The 14,962-nt window shown below is 58.4% G+C and carries 13 protein-coding genes; all 13 read right to left on the bottom strand.

Features of this window, described 5'->3' with window-relative positions; all coding sequences use genetic code 11:
• Positions 1-48: 48 nt before the first annotated feature.
• Positions 49-1,854: an aspartate--tRNA ligase gene (gene aspS, locus ACFQUU_RS14275; protein ID WP_382248192.1), complete on the bottom strand. Its 1,806-nt coding sequence runs from the start codon at positions 1,852-1,854 to the stop codon at positions 49-51.
• A gap of 113 nt (positions 1,855-1,967) precedes the next feature.
• The gene (locus tag ACFQUU_RS14280; protein ID WP_382248194.1) at positions 1,968-2,603 is read right to left on the bottom strand and encodes a DUF502 domain-containing protein; all 636 of its coding nucleotides are present in this window, start codon (positions 2,601-2,603) and stop codon (positions 1,968-1,970) included.
• A 54-nt stretch (positions 2,604-2,657) separates the two neighbouring features.
• Positions 2,658-2,981, bottom strand: coding sequence for an FmdB family zinc ribbon protein (locus tag ACFQUU_RS14285; RefSeq protein WP_382248196.1), 324 nt, complete (start codon positions 2,979-2,981; stop codon positions 2,658-2,660).
• A gap of 164 nt (positions 2,982-3,145) precedes the next feature.
• Complete coding sequence (locus tag ACFQUU_RS14290) at positions 3,146-4,576, bottom strand: sodium:solute symporter family protein (protein ID WP_382248198.1); 1,431 nt, start codon at positions 4,574-4,576, stop codon at positions 3,146-3,148.
• Between the two features lie 82 nt (positions 4,577-4,658).
• Positions 4,659-5,264: a methyltransferase domain-containing protein gene (locus ACFQUU_RS14295; RefSeq protein ID WP_382248200.1), complete on the bottom strand. Its 606-nt coding sequence runs from the start codon at positions 5,262-5,264 to the stop codon at positions 4,659-4,661.
• 6 nt (positions 5,265-5,270) lie between these two features.
• Entirely contained in the window at positions 5,271-6,848 is a 1,578-nt protein-coding gene (gene ubiB, locus ACFQUU_RS14300) for a ubiquinone biosynthesis regulatory protein kinase UbiB (RefSeq protein WP_382248202.1), read from the bottom strand.
• Positions 6,849-7,424, bottom strand: a complete 576-nt coding sequence (locus ACFQUU_RS14305; RefSeq protein WP_382248204.1) for an SCP2 domain-containing protein — start codon at positions 7,422-7,424, stop codon at positions 6,849-6,851.
• 69 nt (positions 7,425-7,493) lie between these two features.
• A complete protein-coding gene (locus ACFQUU_RS14310; protein ID WP_382248206.1) occupies positions 7,494-8,444 on the bottom strand; it encodes a Tim44 domain-containing protein in 951 nt (316 codons plus the stop codon).
• Positions 8,445-8,453: 9 nt separating this feature from the next.
• Positions 8,454-9,188: a bifunctional demethylmenaquinone methyltransferase/2-methoxy-6-polyprenyl-1,4-benzoquinol methylase UbiE gene (ubiE, locus tag ACFQUU_RS14315; RefSeq protein WP_382248527.1), complete on the bottom strand. Its 735-nt coding sequence runs from the start codon at positions 9,186-9,188 to the stop codon at positions 8,454-8,456.
• 117 nt (positions 9,189-9,305) lie between these two features.
• Positions 9,306-9,737 (bottom strand): gamma-butyrobetaine hydroxylase-like domain-containing protein, encoded by a 432-nt coding sequence (locus ACFQUU_RS14320; protein ID WP_382248208.1) that lies wholly within the window; start codon positions 9,735-9,737, stop codon positions 9,306-9,308.
• A gap of 65 nt (positions 9,738-9,802) precedes the next feature.
• Positions 9,803-10,240: an HIT family protein gene (locus ACFQUU_RS14325; RefSeq protein WP_382248210.1), complete on the bottom strand. Its 438-nt coding sequence runs from the start codon at positions 10,238-10,240 to the stop codon at positions 9,803-9,805.
• Between the two features lie 19 nt (positions 10,241-10,259).
• Positions 10,260-14,255 (bottom strand): DUF3683 domain-containing protein, encoded by a 3,996-nt coding sequence (locus tag ACFQUU_RS14330; RefSeq protein ID WP_382248212.1) that lies wholly within the window; start codon positions 14,253-14,255, stop codon positions 10,260-10,262.
• Positions 14,256-14,406: 151 nt separating this feature from the next.
• The gene (locus ACFQUU_RS14335; protein WP_382248214.1) at positions 14,407-14,895 is read right to left on the bottom strand and encodes a YqaA family protein; all 489 of its coding nucleotides are present in this window, start codon (positions 14,893-14,895) and stop codon (positions 14,407-14,409) included.
• Between the last annotated feature and the right edge of the window lie 67 nt (positions 14,896-14,962).

Consider the following 14,962-nt stretch of genomic DNA (forward strand, 5'->3'; position numbering starts at 1 on the left):
CTGCGCCTTTCCTGGTTTGCTGCACCGATATGCCCGCTTTACACAGCTTTATGCTTTAGCAGCCGGCTCGACGTTGCGCAGACGGATGTGCAGTTCACGCAACTGCTTCTCGTCGACTTCCGACGGTGCCTGTGTCAGCAGACACTGCGCACGCTGGGTCTTCGGGAAGGCGATCACGTCGCGAATCGACTCGGCGCCGGTCATCATGGTGACGATACGGTCGAGACCGAAAGCGAGACCGCCGTGCGGAGGCGCGCCATACTGCAGTGCGTCCAGCAGGAAGCCGAACTTGAGCTGCGCTTCTTCGGCATCGATCTTGAGTGCGCGGAATACCTTGCTCTGTACCTCGGCGCGATGGATACGTACGGAACCACCGCCGAGTTCCCAGCCGTTGAGCACCATGTCATAGGCTTTGGCCAGCGCCTTGCCCGGATCGGTTTCGAGCAAATCTTCGTGACCATCCTTGGGTGAGGTGAACGGATGGTGGGCAGCAACGTAGCGCTGGCCATCCTCGTCGTATTCGAACATTGGGAAGTCGATGACCCACAACGGCTTCCAGGAGTCTTCGAACAGGCCGTTCTTCTTGCCGAAATCGCTGTGGCCGATCTTGACGCGCAATGCACCGATCGCGTCGTTGACGACCTTCGCCTTGTCGGCACCGAAGAAGATCAGGTCGCCGTCCTGGGCACCGGTCTGTTCAATGATCTGGGCCAGCGCTGTATCGTGCAGATTCTTGACGATAGGTGACTGCAAGCCGTCACGGCCTTTCGCCTTTTCATTGACCTTGATGTAAGCCAGGCCCTTGGCACCATAGATCGCGACGAACTGGGTGTAAGCGTCGATCTCGGAACGCGGCATCGCGCCGCCGCCTGGTACACGCAGGCCGACCACGCGGCCACCTTCCATGTTGGCGGCGCCGGAGAAGACCTTGAAGTCCACATCCTTCATGACCGCGGTCAGGTCGGTGAACTGCAGCTTGACGCGCATGTCGGGCTTGTCGGAACCATACAAGCCCATGGCTTCCGCATATTCCATCACCGGGAACGGGTTCGGCAGGTCGATGTCGAGCGCATTCTTGAACACCCCGCGGATCATGCCTTCGAACATGTCGCGGATTTCCTGTTCGTTCATGAACGAGGTTTCGCAGTCGATCTGCGTGAACTCAGGCTGACGGTCTGCGCGCAGGTCTTCGTCGCGGAAGCACTTGGTGATCTGGTAATAGCGATCGAAGTTGGCGACCATCAGCAACTGCTTGAACAACTGCGGCGACTGTGGAAGCGCGAAGAAGTTACCGGCGTTGACACGTGACGGCACCAGGTAGTCACGCGCGCCTTCCGGTGTTGACTTGGTCAGCATCGGCGTTTCGATGTCGATGAAGCCATTGGCGTCGAGGAACTTGCGTACTTCCATCGTCACCTTGTAACGCAGGCGCAAGTTGTTCTGCATCTGCGGGCGGCGCAGGTCGAGCACGCGGTGCGTCAGGCGGGTGGTTTCGGACAGGTTGTCGTCGTCCAACTGGAACGGTGGCGTCACCGACGGGTTCAGCACTTCAAGCTGATGGGCCAGCACTTCGATCTTGCCCGACTTCAGATTGGCATTGGTGGTGCCTTCCGGACGATTGCGCACGACGCCGGTAATACGGACACAGAATTCGTTGCGGACAGCTTCGGCAGTCTTGAATACATCGGCACGGTCCGGATCGCAGACCACCTGCACCAGGCCTTCACGGTCGCGCAAGTCGATGAAGATCACGCCGCCGTGGTCGCGGCGACGATGCACCCAGCCGCACAGGCTGACGGTTTGACCGAGGAGCTCCTCGGTGGTGAGGCCGCAATAATGGGTTCGCATAGACATATTCAAGTTCCAGTTTCAGATTCTTTGGAATGATCCCGCTGCCTGCGCAGACGCAAGGTCGGGATCCCGGGAAAAACAGATCGGTTTCAGACGTTTCAGACGTTTCAGACGTTTCAGACTTCGGATTCGACGGCCTTCAGGTTCCTGGCCGCGGATGCCACATATTCGGGCGCCACGACGCCCATCGATACGATGTACTTCAATGCCTCATCGACGGTCATGTCGAGTTCAATCGCTTCGGATCGCGGCATCATGAGGAAAAATCCGGAAGTCGGGTTGGGTGTCGTCGGCACATATACGCTGATGTAATCGCCAACCAGGTGGTTCTTGACATCGCCACCCGGCGCCCCGGTCAGGAAGGCAATGGTCCACGAACCCTGGCGCGGATACTGCACCAGCATTGCCTTGCGGAAGGCATTGCCTGATGAAGAAAACAAGGTGTCGGACACCTGCTTCACGCTGGAATAGATGGAGCTGACAATGGGAATGCGGGTAAGCAGCATTTCCCAGACATAGACCAGCTTCTTGCCAATGAAATTACGCGTCAGCAGACCGGTGACGAAAATGATCAGCACCGTCAGCACCGCACCCGCGCCCGGCAGGTTGTAGCCGAACAGCACTACCGGCCGCCAGCGTTCCGGCAACAGGAGAAGCGACTGATCGAGGGTGGTGATGATCAGGTTCAGCACCCACAAGGTGATGGCAAGCGGAACGAGGATCAACAGGCCGGTGACAAAATATTTACGCATGGTTTCCTTCAGCGTGGGGCGCAGGCTGCAAAGTGCCGTGAGTACCCGCTTCGGTTAAGAGGCCGTGGACGCGGGCGCCGTGCCGCTGGTGGAGGACGTGGACGACGCAGATGCGCCCGAATCCGAACTGGCAGCTGTGGCCGGTTTGTCGGCTGACGCCGCCGTATTGCCGGCCGGCGCGGACGTGCCGCCACTACCGTTACGGAAATCGGTCACATACCAACCCGTACCTTTGAGCTGAAAGCCGGCAGCCGTCAACTGTTTTTTGAAACTGCTTTTGCTGCATGACGGGCAATCCGTCAGCGGTGTGTCGGACACTTTTTGCAATACATCTTTGGTGAAACCGCAAGATTCGCAGCGATAAGCATAAATTGGCATAGGATACCCCCGCAAAAATCATCCAAAACCCTGAATTATAAAGGTTTTCCCGAGGGTTTTGCGGACTGATTTATGACCGCAATGAAGGTGACAAAATGGCTATGGCAGGAAAAACAAAAGCCGCAGGAGGACTGCGGCTTTACGCGAGATCGCTTGTAGGAACCTCAATGCGAAACCGCGGCTTGGCGGCCGATGCGCTGCGGCGCCAGCGAACCAATCACCATGCCAACGAAGCTGACCAGAAGACCAACCAGTTGCGGCGGCCAGATGGATTCGCCGCCAAAGTTCTCCATCAACAGCCAGGAAGCCAGCCCGCCGATCACTGAAAACAGCGCGCCCTGGGTATTCGCTTTCTTCCAGTACAACCCCATCACCAAGGGAATGAATGCCGACACCAGAGTGACCTTGTAGGCGTTACCGACCATGTCATAGATCGACGTACCCTGCGAAATCAGGGCGAAGGCGGTTACCGCAACGGCAAAGCAGACCACCACGATTCGCGTAGCGACAAGCATTTGTCGGTCGTCCATGGGATAAAACTCGCGGATGACATTCTCGGTCAGGGTAATGCTCGGAGCCAGCAACGTGCCGCTGGCCGTTGACATGATGGCCGACAGCAAGGCGCCAAAGAACATCACCTGTGCGAACAGCGGCGTATTGTTGAGGATCAGCGTGGGCAGAATCATTTGCGCATCCTTATCAAGCAGGTTTTGCACCATCTGCGGGTCGATCACCGATGCTGAATAAGCAAGAAACATCGGGATGAACGCGAACGCGAAGTACAGCGACCCGCCAGTGATCGATCCGACAGCGCCGACCTTCTCATTTTTGGCGGACATGACGCGCTGGAAAACGTCCTGCTGGGGAATGGAGCCGAACATCATCGTCACCCAGGCACCAATGAAAGCCAGCACATCCTTTGACGTCAGTGCCGGAGCAAACTGGAACTTACCGGCAGCCGCCGCATGATCAATCACCTTGCCGGCGCCGCCTGCGAGATCGGATACGACAAAGGCGATGTACACGAGCCCGGCGACAATAATGATCATCTGGAAAAAGTCGGTCATCGCAACCGACCACATGCCGCCGAACAGCGTGTAAAGCAGCACGATGCCGGCGCCGATCAGCATCCCTGCCGACAGCGAAATTGCGCCTTGGGATAGCACGTTGAACACGAGACCAAGGGCCGTGATCTGCGCCGATACCCAGCCCAGGTAGGAAATGACAATGCAGACCGACACAATGACTTCTACCGTACGATTGTAGCGCTGACGGTAGTAGTCGCCGATCGTCAGCAGGTTCATCCTGTACAGCTTTCGCGCAAAGAACAGGCCGACCAGAATCAGGCACATTGAAGAACCGAACGGATCTTCAACCACCCCGCCCAAGCCCTCCTCCACAAATTTGGCGGGAATGCCAAGCACGGTTTCGGAACCGAACCATGTCGCAAAAACGGTCGCCACCACGACATACAATGGCAACGAGCGTCCCGCCACCGCATAGTCACCGGCAGTCTTAACCCGCGTGGCGGCATAAAGGCCGATTGCAATTGAAACAAGCAGGTAGAGGATGACGAATCCAACCAGTGTGCTCATGCGAGTTCCTTGAAGAAAATTTTCGCGATTATAGCCGCAGAAACTCCCGGGAACGACAATTTTGGCGTCGATGTGTACGCCGTCAGACGGATAAGCGACGCCATACCTGCCAGCGTTCCTTGCCGGCGAAAACTTCGACCGAATCGGTGACGGACTGATCGTCGATCCGATCAAAATAGGGGGTCAGCAACGCCTCCAGCATTCCGGCGGATGCACCAAAAGGCGGTCCCTTCACCGCTTCATCAAAAAAGAAAAACCCCGCAAGAAGCGCGCCCGGTTGCAGCAAACTGGCCCAGCGTTGCACGATCGCCGGCCATTTGTCACGCGGGAGGGCACACAGAAAGGCGCGTTCGTAAATGAGGTCGGGTGGCTGCGCGGGCACAAAGCTGAAGAAATCGGCCTGCACAATACGTGCCGCATGGCGGGACTGCAATCGGCGGGCCGCCTCGACGGCAGCCGGGGAAAAGTCGATCGCGGTCACATCCCAACCCGCCTCCGCCAGGCAGGCCACTTCGTATCCGCTGCCGCAGCCGGGAATGAGGGTGTTTAGCGGATGCGGCGCAGCCAAGACGAAATCCTGTAGCGCTTTCGGGACACCGGCCCGGTCCCAGGGTGTGAAGTTTTTTTCAAAGCGCTCGGACCAGAATTCGGGTGCAAGCGGGTCACGGCTGTCGAAATGTTGCGCCACTTTGTCTTACCACCAGTGCAAAATTTGATACCAGCGCAACAGCAGTTGCGCAATCAGGATGCCGCCCGCCAGTCCGCCACCAAAGTACACCGCAAAACTGAGCAGCATGTTGGTGCGCCGCTGTTCGGCAATCAGCTGCTTCAGGAGGACCGCATTGATGCCCGGCTCTTCGATCTTCGCGGTTAATGCCTGATGTACCAGACGCGGCAGCTGCGGAATTATCTTGTTGTAGTGCGGCGCCTCTTCCTTGAATCGGGCGAGCATGCCACGCCAGCCAATCTGCTCCTGCATCCACCGTTCCAGATAGGGTTTGGCGGTCTTCCAGAGATCAAGGTCGGGATCGAGCTGGCGACCCAGCCCTTCGATATTGAGCAAGGTCTTTTGCAGCAGCACCAGTTGCGGCTGCACTTCCACATTAAAGCGGCGCGAAGTCTGGAACAGGCGCAGCAGTACCTGGCCGAACGAGATATCGCGCAGCGGCCGGTCGAAAATCGGTTCGCAGCAGGCGCGCACCGCCGATTCCAGTTCATCGACGCGGGTTTCCTTGGGTGCCCAGCCGGATTCGATATGGGCTTCGGCAACACGTTTGTAGTCGCGGCGGAAAAATGCGAGGAAGTTTTGCGACAGGTAATCTTTATCGAAATCGGTCAACGTGCCGACGATGCCGAAATCCAGGGCAATGTAACGACCGAAAGTCTGCGGATCGATCGACACCAGGATGTTCCCCGGATGCATGTCGGCGTGAAAGAAGCCATCGTGAAAGACCTGGGTGAAAAAGATTTCGACGCCGTCGCGCGACAGTTTCTTCATGTCGACGCCTTCAGCCACCAATCGGTCAATCTGCGAGATCGGAATGCCGTGCATGCGCTCCATCACGATCACCGAGGTCGAGCAATAGTCCCAGAACATCTCGGGCACCATCAGCAGGTCGGAGCCGGTGAAATTGCGGCGGAGCTGGCTGGCATTGGCGGCTTCGCGCATCAAATCGAGTTCGTCGTGCAGGTACTTGTCGAACTCCCCGACCACCTCCTTCGGTTTCAGGCGGCGGCCATCGGCCCACAGCTTTTCCACCCAGCCGGCGGCAATCCGCATCAGCGCGATGTCTTCGTCGATCGAGCGTTTCATGCCTGGGCGCAGCACCTTTACCGCAACCTGGGTACCGTCTTTCAGGGTCGCGAAGTGCACCTGGGCGATGGACGCGGAGGCCACCGGCACCCGTTCGAAGCTGGCAAACAGCTGCTCGGGATGGGCGCCGAGAGAGCGCTTGATCTGCGCAATGGCGAGGTCGGAATCGAACGGCGGCACGCGGTCCTGCAGCTTCGCCAGTTCGTCGGCGATGTCCGGCGGCATGAGGTCGCGCCGGGTTGACAGCACCTGGCCGAACTTGACGAAAATCGGACCCAGTTCTTCCAGTGCGCGCCGCAGTCGGACGCCGCGCGGCGTGGAAATGTCGCGCCAGAAGAATAGCGTATCGATCAGCGCCGCGATACGCGGGCTGGCGAGGCCGGACATGGCAATATTGTCCAGCCCGTATTTAATGGCGACACGGGCAATCTTGTAAAGCCGCAAAACCTTGAAAAACATCTAGCGACTTCCCTTCAGGCGGTCAATGCGTTTGGACAGGCGCTCAAGATCATCACGCAATCGCGTGACTTCACTCGAAAACTCGGCGACGCTCTGCGGGCGCACCAGCAAGGGATTTTCTTCCAGGAAGTATTCTGCAATATTTTCAGTCAGTTTCTGATGGGTGGCTTTGGCCGACTGCAGGACCGCGCGAGCGCTGCCCACCAACCGGACCGCAGCGGCGTCGCCGAACAGCCGGCTCAAGTCTTCTTCCGCTTCCCAGCGCAGCGACTGGCTGACCTGCGACACGGTATTGGCGAAGTCGGCGTCGCCCTCAATCTGTACGTAGGAAAACGCATGCTCGCGGTTCTGAACGATCAGTGGCAGGTCGCTTAGCTTGGCGCGTATGGTGACGCTGGGCATCTCGTCAGCGCTGGCAGCCTGCACCATACCATCGGCGGCGACCTTGAGGCGCACCGATACCACGCCGGCATCGAAAACGGCGACCTTGCCGGCATGTTTTGCCAGCTTGTCACGGGCCCACTGCTCGCGGGTCAGCAGGTGGTTGATTGCTGCGGGAATAGTTGAACGAATCATGGTCGCAAAATAAAACCGCCCGTGACAATTCACGGGCGGTTTGAAGTTTACCAGTTTGCCGGGCGTTATTTAGGAGACGCCTGACAATTGTTGAATACCCGCAAGCAGCCAGCCGCCTTGGCCTGTTGCCGATTTGGTCAGATTCCAGACTTCGGCGAACTGCTCGGCCGGCGCGTTTTCAGCTTCCTTGATCAGGCCGCTGAAACGCACGCTGGCCAGGTATTCGTCGCCGATCTGTTCCATTCCCACCAGATCAGCCTCGAGCGATACCACGTCGGTATGGTTGAGGGATGCACCGCGTTCCTGCAACTGCAATCGCAGTTCGGCAAACATTTCCGGCGTCGTGAATTCACGGATGTCGTTAATGTCTGCCTTGTCCCATGCCGCTTGCAGGCGGATGAAGTAAGTCTTGGAATGTCGCAGGAAAGACGGCGTATCGAAGCCAGCCGGCACGTTCAGCGGTGTGGACGTGGTGGAAGTCGACCCGCTGCTCATTGGCTCGGCCTGGAAAGCCGATGGCTGCGCCTGCGGCTCAATGCGCGAGCCGATTTCCGGGGTGCGTGCCGACAGGCCGGACGCCAAACCGGAGTCAGTACTCCCCGCGTAGGCCGGCTGTTGGCGATTCGCGCCATTCCTGTTGCGAATCATGCGAACGATGAACATGACGGCCAGTGCCAGCAAGGCAACCATCAAAATGGTACTGATCACGCTGGCCAATGCGCCGCCAATACCAAGGTGCGACAACAAGGCACCCAAACCCAGGCCAAGCAGCGCGCCGCCAAGGATGTTGCGCCATGGACTAGCCGGTTTCGGCGCCACTCCTTGCGGTGTTGTGGCCGGCGCGGCCTGACGCGCCTGGCTTGGTGCCTGGCTGGCCGATGGCGGAGTTGCATCCCGGCTGATCCCGGATGACTGACGGCCGATAGAACTGCCGCCGCCCATCCGCTTCGCTTCGGCGTCGGCTACCACAACCGACATGGAGCTGACAGCGATCATTAATGCAAGCAAATACTTTTTCATCACACTCTCCTAGAGTTTGACGCCGGTATGCAGGGCTGCAACGCCAGCCGTCAAATTAAAGTACTCCACACGTTCAAGTCCGGCTGCTTCCAGCATGGTCTTGAGCGTTTCCTGATCCGGGTGCATCCGAATCGATTCCGCAAGGTAACGATAACTTTCCGCATCATTGGCAATGCGCTGGCCCAGCCATGGTAATACTGAGAACGAATACAGGTCATAAGGTTTCTGCAATGCCTCATGCACCTTTGAAAATTCCAGCACCAGCAGTTTGCCACCGGGTTTCAGCACGCGCCGCATTTCGGCAAGTGCAATATCCTTGTGCGTCATATTGCGCAAGCCGAAGGCAACGCTGACACGGTCGAAATAATTGCTTGGAAAAGGCAGTTTTTCCGCGTCACACAACAATGTGGGGGTCGCGAAGCCCTTATTCAACAAGCGGTCGCGACCAACGCGCAGCATCGATTCGTTGATATCGGTGAGCCAGACTTCGCCGCTCGGGCCCGCCTGCCTTGCAAAAGCCTTGGACAGGTCGCCGGTTCCCCCGGCAATGTCGAGCACCTTGAATCCTGGCCGCACACCGGCCTGGGCAATCGTGAATGCCTTCCAGATGCGATGCAGTCCGCCTGACATCAGGTCATTCATCACGTCATATTTGGCAGCGACGGAATGAAAGACTTCGGCGACTTTGTGCACCTTCTCGTCTTCGGAAACGGTCTTATAACCGAAATGCGTAGTATTGGTCATGGCGTCAGGCAAGTTGGTCCAGCGCGCATTATACAAGTGCATACAGGTGCAGACAGGCAGCGCTTCCAAGCGTTCCGCATCGAGAGTTCGCCGCGCCGAAGCAGGCGGGTTGTAGAATCAATGATGATGGCCGCAGGCATGGCCGCCCGCGCTGGCTGCGACCATGGGCGCATCCCGACCGCTTTCACGGGTAAATCCTGCTGCCTCCAGGCGCTGCTGGTACTCTTCCCAGAGTTGCGATTGGTTGGCGCCCAGCCAGTATAGGTAATCCCAGGAAAAGATGCCCGAATTATGGCCGTCGGAAAACTGCGGCTGCACTGCATAGTTGCCGACTGGCTCCATTGCCGTGATGGTCACGTCACGCTTCCCGGTTTGCAGCACTTCCTGTCCGGCGCCATGACCGCGCACTTCGGCCGATGGCGAATACACCCGCATGAATTCGAAAGGCAGCGAAAACTCTTCACCTGAATCGAAGGCGATTTCCAGCACCCGCGACTGATTACGTACCGTCAGAGAGGTCGGGGAAGGCGCTTGTTTCAGATCGGCCATGTTGGGTCCTGGGCGTGAGGGGAAAGTTATTACGGCGGAATGCCGGGCGTTACTGCTTTACAGCGCTACAGCAGCGATTCTTCGAAGCGATCGAGCAGTGCTTCCCGCAGGCGCGGCACCAGGGCTTTGCGTTTGGCAAGATCGGCTGACACCGGCGTGCGCTTGACCTCGCCCCAGATCGGGTTGGGGAAATGCGCATCATCTTCGTAGCGCGGGATGATGTGCCAGTGCAGATGCGGGACCACGTTGCCGAGGCTGGCGACATTGATCTTGTGCGGCTGCATGGTATCGCGCACCGCCTCTTCGACCTGCCACACTGCCGCGATCAGGATCGCGCGTTCGGCGGTCGACAGGTCGGTCATTTCGACGACATGGTTATTCCAGATCACCCGGCAAAAGCCGGGATAGCGCTCGTCATCGACCAGTACGATACGGTAGTTGTCATCCCGGTAGATAACTTCGCCGCCGGGATGCATGCACAGTTCACACGCTTCTTTGACCATCGCTTCCCTTCTTGCAAGCTTATACGAGCACGCGCTCGATGCCGCCGTTGTTGGCGCGGGCGACATAGTCCGGCAACCAGTTCTCGCCGAGCAGGTGCTTCGCCATTTCAATCACGATATAGTCCGCAGTCGTGCCGGAATCTTCATTGTAGCGGCTCAGACCCTGCAGGCAAGACGGGCACGAAGTCAGGATCTTGACTTCACCGTTGAAGCCGTCCTCGCGCAGCTTGTCGGCGCCCTTGCGCATTTCCACTTCCTTGCGGAAGCGAACCTGCGTCGAGATGTCCGGACGGCTGACCGCGAAAGTACCCGATTCGCCGCAGCAGCGGTCGTTCTTTTCGACCTTGGCGCCGTCGCCGGTCGTGATCAGCGCATTCACCGTTTTCAGCGGATCCTGCTGTTTCATCGGTGTATGGCAGGGATCGTGGTACATGTAGCGGGTACCGGACACGCCTTCGAGCTTCACATTCTTTTCGAGCAGGTATTCATGGATGTCGATGATCCGGCAGCCAGGGAATATTTTCTCGAATTCATAACTCTGCAACTGGTCGTAGCAGGTCCCGCACGAGACTACGACTGTCTTGATGTCGAGGTAGTTCAGCGTGTTGGCGACCCGATGGAACAGCACACGGTTATCGGTAATCATCTTTTCCGCCTTGTCGTATTGACCGGAGCCGCGCTGCGGATAACCGCAACACAGATAGCCCGGCGGCAGCACGGTTTGCACGCCGACATGCCAGAGCATTGCCTGCGTGGCGAGACCGACCTGCGAGAACAGGCGTTCGGAGCCGCAACCCGGGAAATAGAACACCGCTTCCGTATCGGCGGTGGTCTTCATCGGATCGCGAATGATCGGCACGACCTTGTCGTCTTCAATATCCAGCAAGGCGCGTGCCGTCTTCTTCGGCAGATTGCCCGGCATCTTCTTGTTGACGAAGTGAATGACCTGTTCCTTGATCGGCGGCTTGCCATGGGTGGCGGGCGGCGCCTTGGTCTGCTTCTTTGCAAACTTTTTCAAAACGTCATTCGCCATCCGCTGCGCCTTGTAGCCGATGCCGGTCATCGCCGCGCGGGTGGCGTTGATGGTGGCCGGATCGGTAGCGTTCAGGAAGAACATGGCGGCAGCCGTGCCGGGGTTGAAGGACTTCTTGTCCATCTTGCGCAGCAGGTTGCGCATGTTCATCGACACATCGCCAAAGTCGATGTCGACCGGACACGGCGTCTCGCACTTGTGGCAGACGGTGCAGTGATCGGCGACGTCTTCGAATTCTTCCCAGTGCTTGATGGACACGCCACGGCGGGTCTGCTCTTCATACAGGAAAGCCTCGACCAGCAACGAAGTCGCGAGAATCTTGTTACGCGGTGAATACAGCAGGTTGGCACGCGGTACATGGGTCGAGCAGACCGGTTTGCACTTGCCGCAGCGCAGGCAGTCCTTGACGCTGTTGGCAATCGCGCCAATGTCGCTCTGCTGCATGATCAGCGACTCATGGCCCATCAAGCCGAACGAAGGCGTATAAGCGTTGCGCAAGTCCGCATGCATGCCGGGAAGGTTGAGCAGCTTGCCCTTGTTGAAGCGGCCTTCCGGGTCGACGCGCAACTTGTAGTCTCGGAAATCCTGGATTTCGTCATCGGTCAGGAATTCCAGCTTGGTGATGCCGATGCCGTGTTCGCCCGAGATCACGCCATTGAGCGAACGTGCGAGCACCATGATGCGTTCAACCGCGGCATGCGCGTCCTGCAGCATTTCATAGTGATCGGAATTGACCGGGATGTTGGTGTGCACGTTGCCGTCGCCCGCATGCATGTGCAGCGCGACAAATACTCGGCCGCGCAGCACCCGCTTGTGGATCGCGCTGCACTCGTCGAGGATCAGCTTGAACGCGCCGCCATTGAAGATCTGGCGCAACTGGGCGCGTATTTCGCCCTTCCAGGACACGCGAATGGTGCGATCCTGCACCACGTGGAAAACGGTGGCATCCGGCTGGCGCTGCAGGCGTTCATCGATCCATGTCATGGATACGCCGAGCGCGGCCAGTTCGTCATGCGCCTGCTTGAGCGGCTTGTCGAGATTGGCCAGCAGGTACGACCAGCGCGCCTCAGTCAGATCGATCAACTCGCGCGCCTGTATAACACGATCGCCGAGCAGTTCGGACGGCGGGATGTCGTTGGCTTCCGCATCTTCGCTCTTGCCGAGCGGCAGATGATTCGAGGCGAAGAACTGGCGCAGTTCGCCCATCAATTGCAGCTTGTTGCGGATCGACAGTTCGATATTGATACGCTCGATGCCATCGGTGTATTCGCCCATGCGATTGAGCGGAATGACGACGTCTTCGTTGATCTTGAAGGCGTTGGTATGTTTGGCGATCGCCGCAGTGCGGGCGCGGTCGAGCCAGAATTTCTTGCGTGTTTCCGGGCTGACCGCAACGAAGCCTTCACCGACGCGGGTATTCGCGATACGTACCACTTCCGACGCGGCGCGGGCAACCGCCTCCTCGTCGTCACCGACGATGTCGCCAAACAGCGCCATCTTCGGCAAAACGCCGCGCTTGGATTTGGTCGCATAACCGACCGCGCGCAGATAGCGCTCGTCGAGGTGCTCCAGGCCGGCGAGGATGGCGCCGCCCTTCTTCGTTTCGGCGTCGAGGAAATCCTTGATTTCAACAATCGATGGAATCGCGTCGCGCGCCTGGCCGAAGAATTCGAGACAAACGGTGCGCGTATGCCTTGGCATCTTGTGCAGGATCCAGCGTGCCGACGTAATGAGACCGTCGCAGCCTTCCTTTTGCACGCCCGGCAGGCCGGCAAGAAACTTGTCGGTGACGTCCTTGCCCAGCCCTTCCTTGCGGAAGCGGCCGCCTTCGATTTCAAGGATTTCGGTCTTGAACGGCGCGTTGTTTCTGCCCTTCTCGCCCGGATGGGTCCATTCGAGCTTGAAGCGGGCCACCGGCGCGTCATGGATCTTGCCTAGGTTGTGCTCGAGTCGCGTGACTTCCAGCCAGTCGCCGTTCGGGTCGACCATTCTCCAGCTTGCCAGATTGTCGAGCGCGGTGCCCCACAGCACGGCTTTCTTGCCGCCGGCGTTCATGGCGACGTTACCGCCAATGCAGGACGCTTCCGCCGACGTCGGGTCGACCGCGAAGACAAAGCCGGCTTTTTCGGCGGCATCGGAAACACGCTTGGTGACCACGCCCGCGCCCGAATAGATCGTGGCGTAAGGCTTGTCGACGCCGGGCAGCATGGTCATTTCGACGGCACCCAACTGTTCCAGCTTCTCGGTGTTGATGACGGCCGACATCGGGGTCAGCGGAATCGCGCCGCCGGTATAACCGGTGCCGCCTCCGCGCGGAATAATGGTCAGGCCGAGTTCGATACAGGCCTTCACCAGGCCGGCCATTTCATCTTCGGTATCGGGAGTCAGCACCACGAACGGGTATTCAACACGCCAGTCGGTCGCATCGGTGACGTGGGAAACGCGCGACAGTCCGTCGAACTTGATGTTGTCCTTTGCCGTGTAACGGCCGAGCACTTTGGTAGCACGCTTGCGCAGGTCGTACATCTTGCGGAACTCATCGCCGAAGTCTGCCACCGCCTTGCGGGCGGCTTTTACCAGCACTTCGACATTGGCGCTGCGGTGACGGGCATGGGCATCACCGACATCCGCGAGATCAGTCGTCAGGCGACGCTTTTCGACTTCGCTGAGGCGATGGTTGAGCGCGTCGATCAGGTCCTGACGACGCTTGGGATTGTCGAGCAGATCGTCCTGCAGGTAAGGATTGCGCCTGACCACCCAGATATCGCCCAGAACTTCGTACAGCATGCGCGCGGAACGTCCGGTCTGCCGCTCGCCGCGCAGGGCATCGAGGATGCTCCACGATTCTTCGCCAAGCAGGCGAATCACGATTTCGCGGTCGGAAAACGAGGTGTAGTTATAGGGAATTTCACGCAAGCGGCTGGGAACGGCTGCGCTTGGCGCGTCGGAAATCAATGCTTGGATTTGTGCTGGGGCGTTCATCAGGAAGTATCGGACTGACCCTTAAAGGGGCATTTTAGCTTATTGCAATGCAGCGGACGCCAACACCCCTACTTTCCATGCGCCTAAACGACTGAAATAAAGAGAAAATTTGGTGCAAGATCAGGAAAAGATGTCTCTGTTACAACGAAATTCAGAATAGATTGATAAGCCAGCGCCAAAATCCGTCAGGTATGTACAACAACGCTGAGGTCATGGTCAGATAGCGGAGAAATTTTCCAATCGCCATATACATGACGGATTGCCAGAATGGCATGCGCAACCATCCGGCCAGCGCGCAGAGCGGGTCACCCACGGCCGGCAGCCAGGCCAGCAGCAAGGTTTTGGGCCCGAAGCGCTGCAGCCAGCGAAACCAGTGCCCTTCCCCTTTGCGCGAGAAGGTCTGTTTGGCACCGTATCCCATTGCATAATCAATCATGCCGCCGAGGGTGTTTCCAACGGTGGCAACCAGAATCGCCGGCCAGAACAGCGCGCCATTCGCCTTGACCACAGCGAAAACGGCCGGCTCGGACCCGAGTGGCAACAAGGTCGCGGACAAGATACTGATCAGGAATACGGAAGACAATCCGACATCGGGTATGGCGAGGACACTAAGTAGCCAGCGGACAGAGGATTCGATCATTGATGGGCAGGTGCGGCTGCGTCAAGCACGCGCAGCCCATACCGAGTATGCAGGCGCGCCCGAACTC

Source organism: Herbaspirillum sp. GCM10030257, from assembly GCF_042666555.1.
Taxonomy (GTDB): domain Bacteria; phylum Pseudomonadota; class Gammaproteobacteria; order Burkholderiales; family Burkholderiaceae_D; genus Noviherbaspirillum.

Coding starts and splice junctions, on each gene's coding strand:
- aspS (WP_382248192.1), bottom strand. CDS start 1,854: ATGTCTATGCGAACCCATTATTGCGGCCTCACCACCGAGGAGCTCCTC.
- ACFQUU_RS14280 (WP_382248194.1), bottom strand. CDS start 2,603: ATGCGTAAATATTTTGTCACCGGCCTGTTGATCCTCGTTCCGCTTGCC.
- ACFQUU_RS14285 (WP_382248196.1), bottom strand. CDS start 2,981: ATGCCAATTTATGCTTATCGCTGCGAATCTTGCGGTTTCACCAAAGAT.
- ACFQUU_RS14290 (WP_382248198.1), bottom strand. CDS start 4,576: ATGAGCACACTGGTTGGATTCGTCATCCTCTACCTGCTTGTTTCAATT.
- ubiB (WP_382248202.1), bottom strand. CDS start 6,848: ATGTTTTTCAAGGTTTTGCGGCTTTACAAGATTGCCCGTGTCGCCATT.
- ACFQUU_RS14305 (WP_382248204.1), bottom strand. CDS start 7,424: ATGATTCGTTCAACTATTCCCGCAGCAATCAACCACCTGCTGACCCGC.
- ACFQUU_RS14310 (WP_382248206.1), bottom strand. CDS start 8,444: ATGAAAAAGTATTTGCTTGCATTAATGATCGCTGTCAGCTCCATGTCG.
- ubiE (WP_382248527.1), bottom strand. CDS start 9,188: ATGACCAATACTACGCATTTCGGTTATAAGACCGTTTCCGAAGACGAG.
- ACFQUU_RS14320 (WP_382248208.1), bottom strand. CDS start 9,737: ATGGCCGATCTGAAACAAGCGCCTTCCCCGACCTCTCTGACGGTACGT.
- ACFQUU_RS14325 (WP_382248210.1), bottom strand. CDS start 10,240: ATGGTCAAAGAAGCGTGTGAACTGTGCATGCATCCCGGCGGCGAAGTT.
- ACFQUU_RS14330 (WP_382248212.1), bottom strand. CDS start 14,255: ATGAACGCCCCAGCACAAATCCAAGCATTGATTTCCGACGCGCCAAGC.
- ACFQUU_RS14335 (WP_382248214.1), bottom strand. CDS start 14,895: ATGATCGAATCCTCTGTCCGCTGGCTACTTAGTGTCCTCGCCATACCC.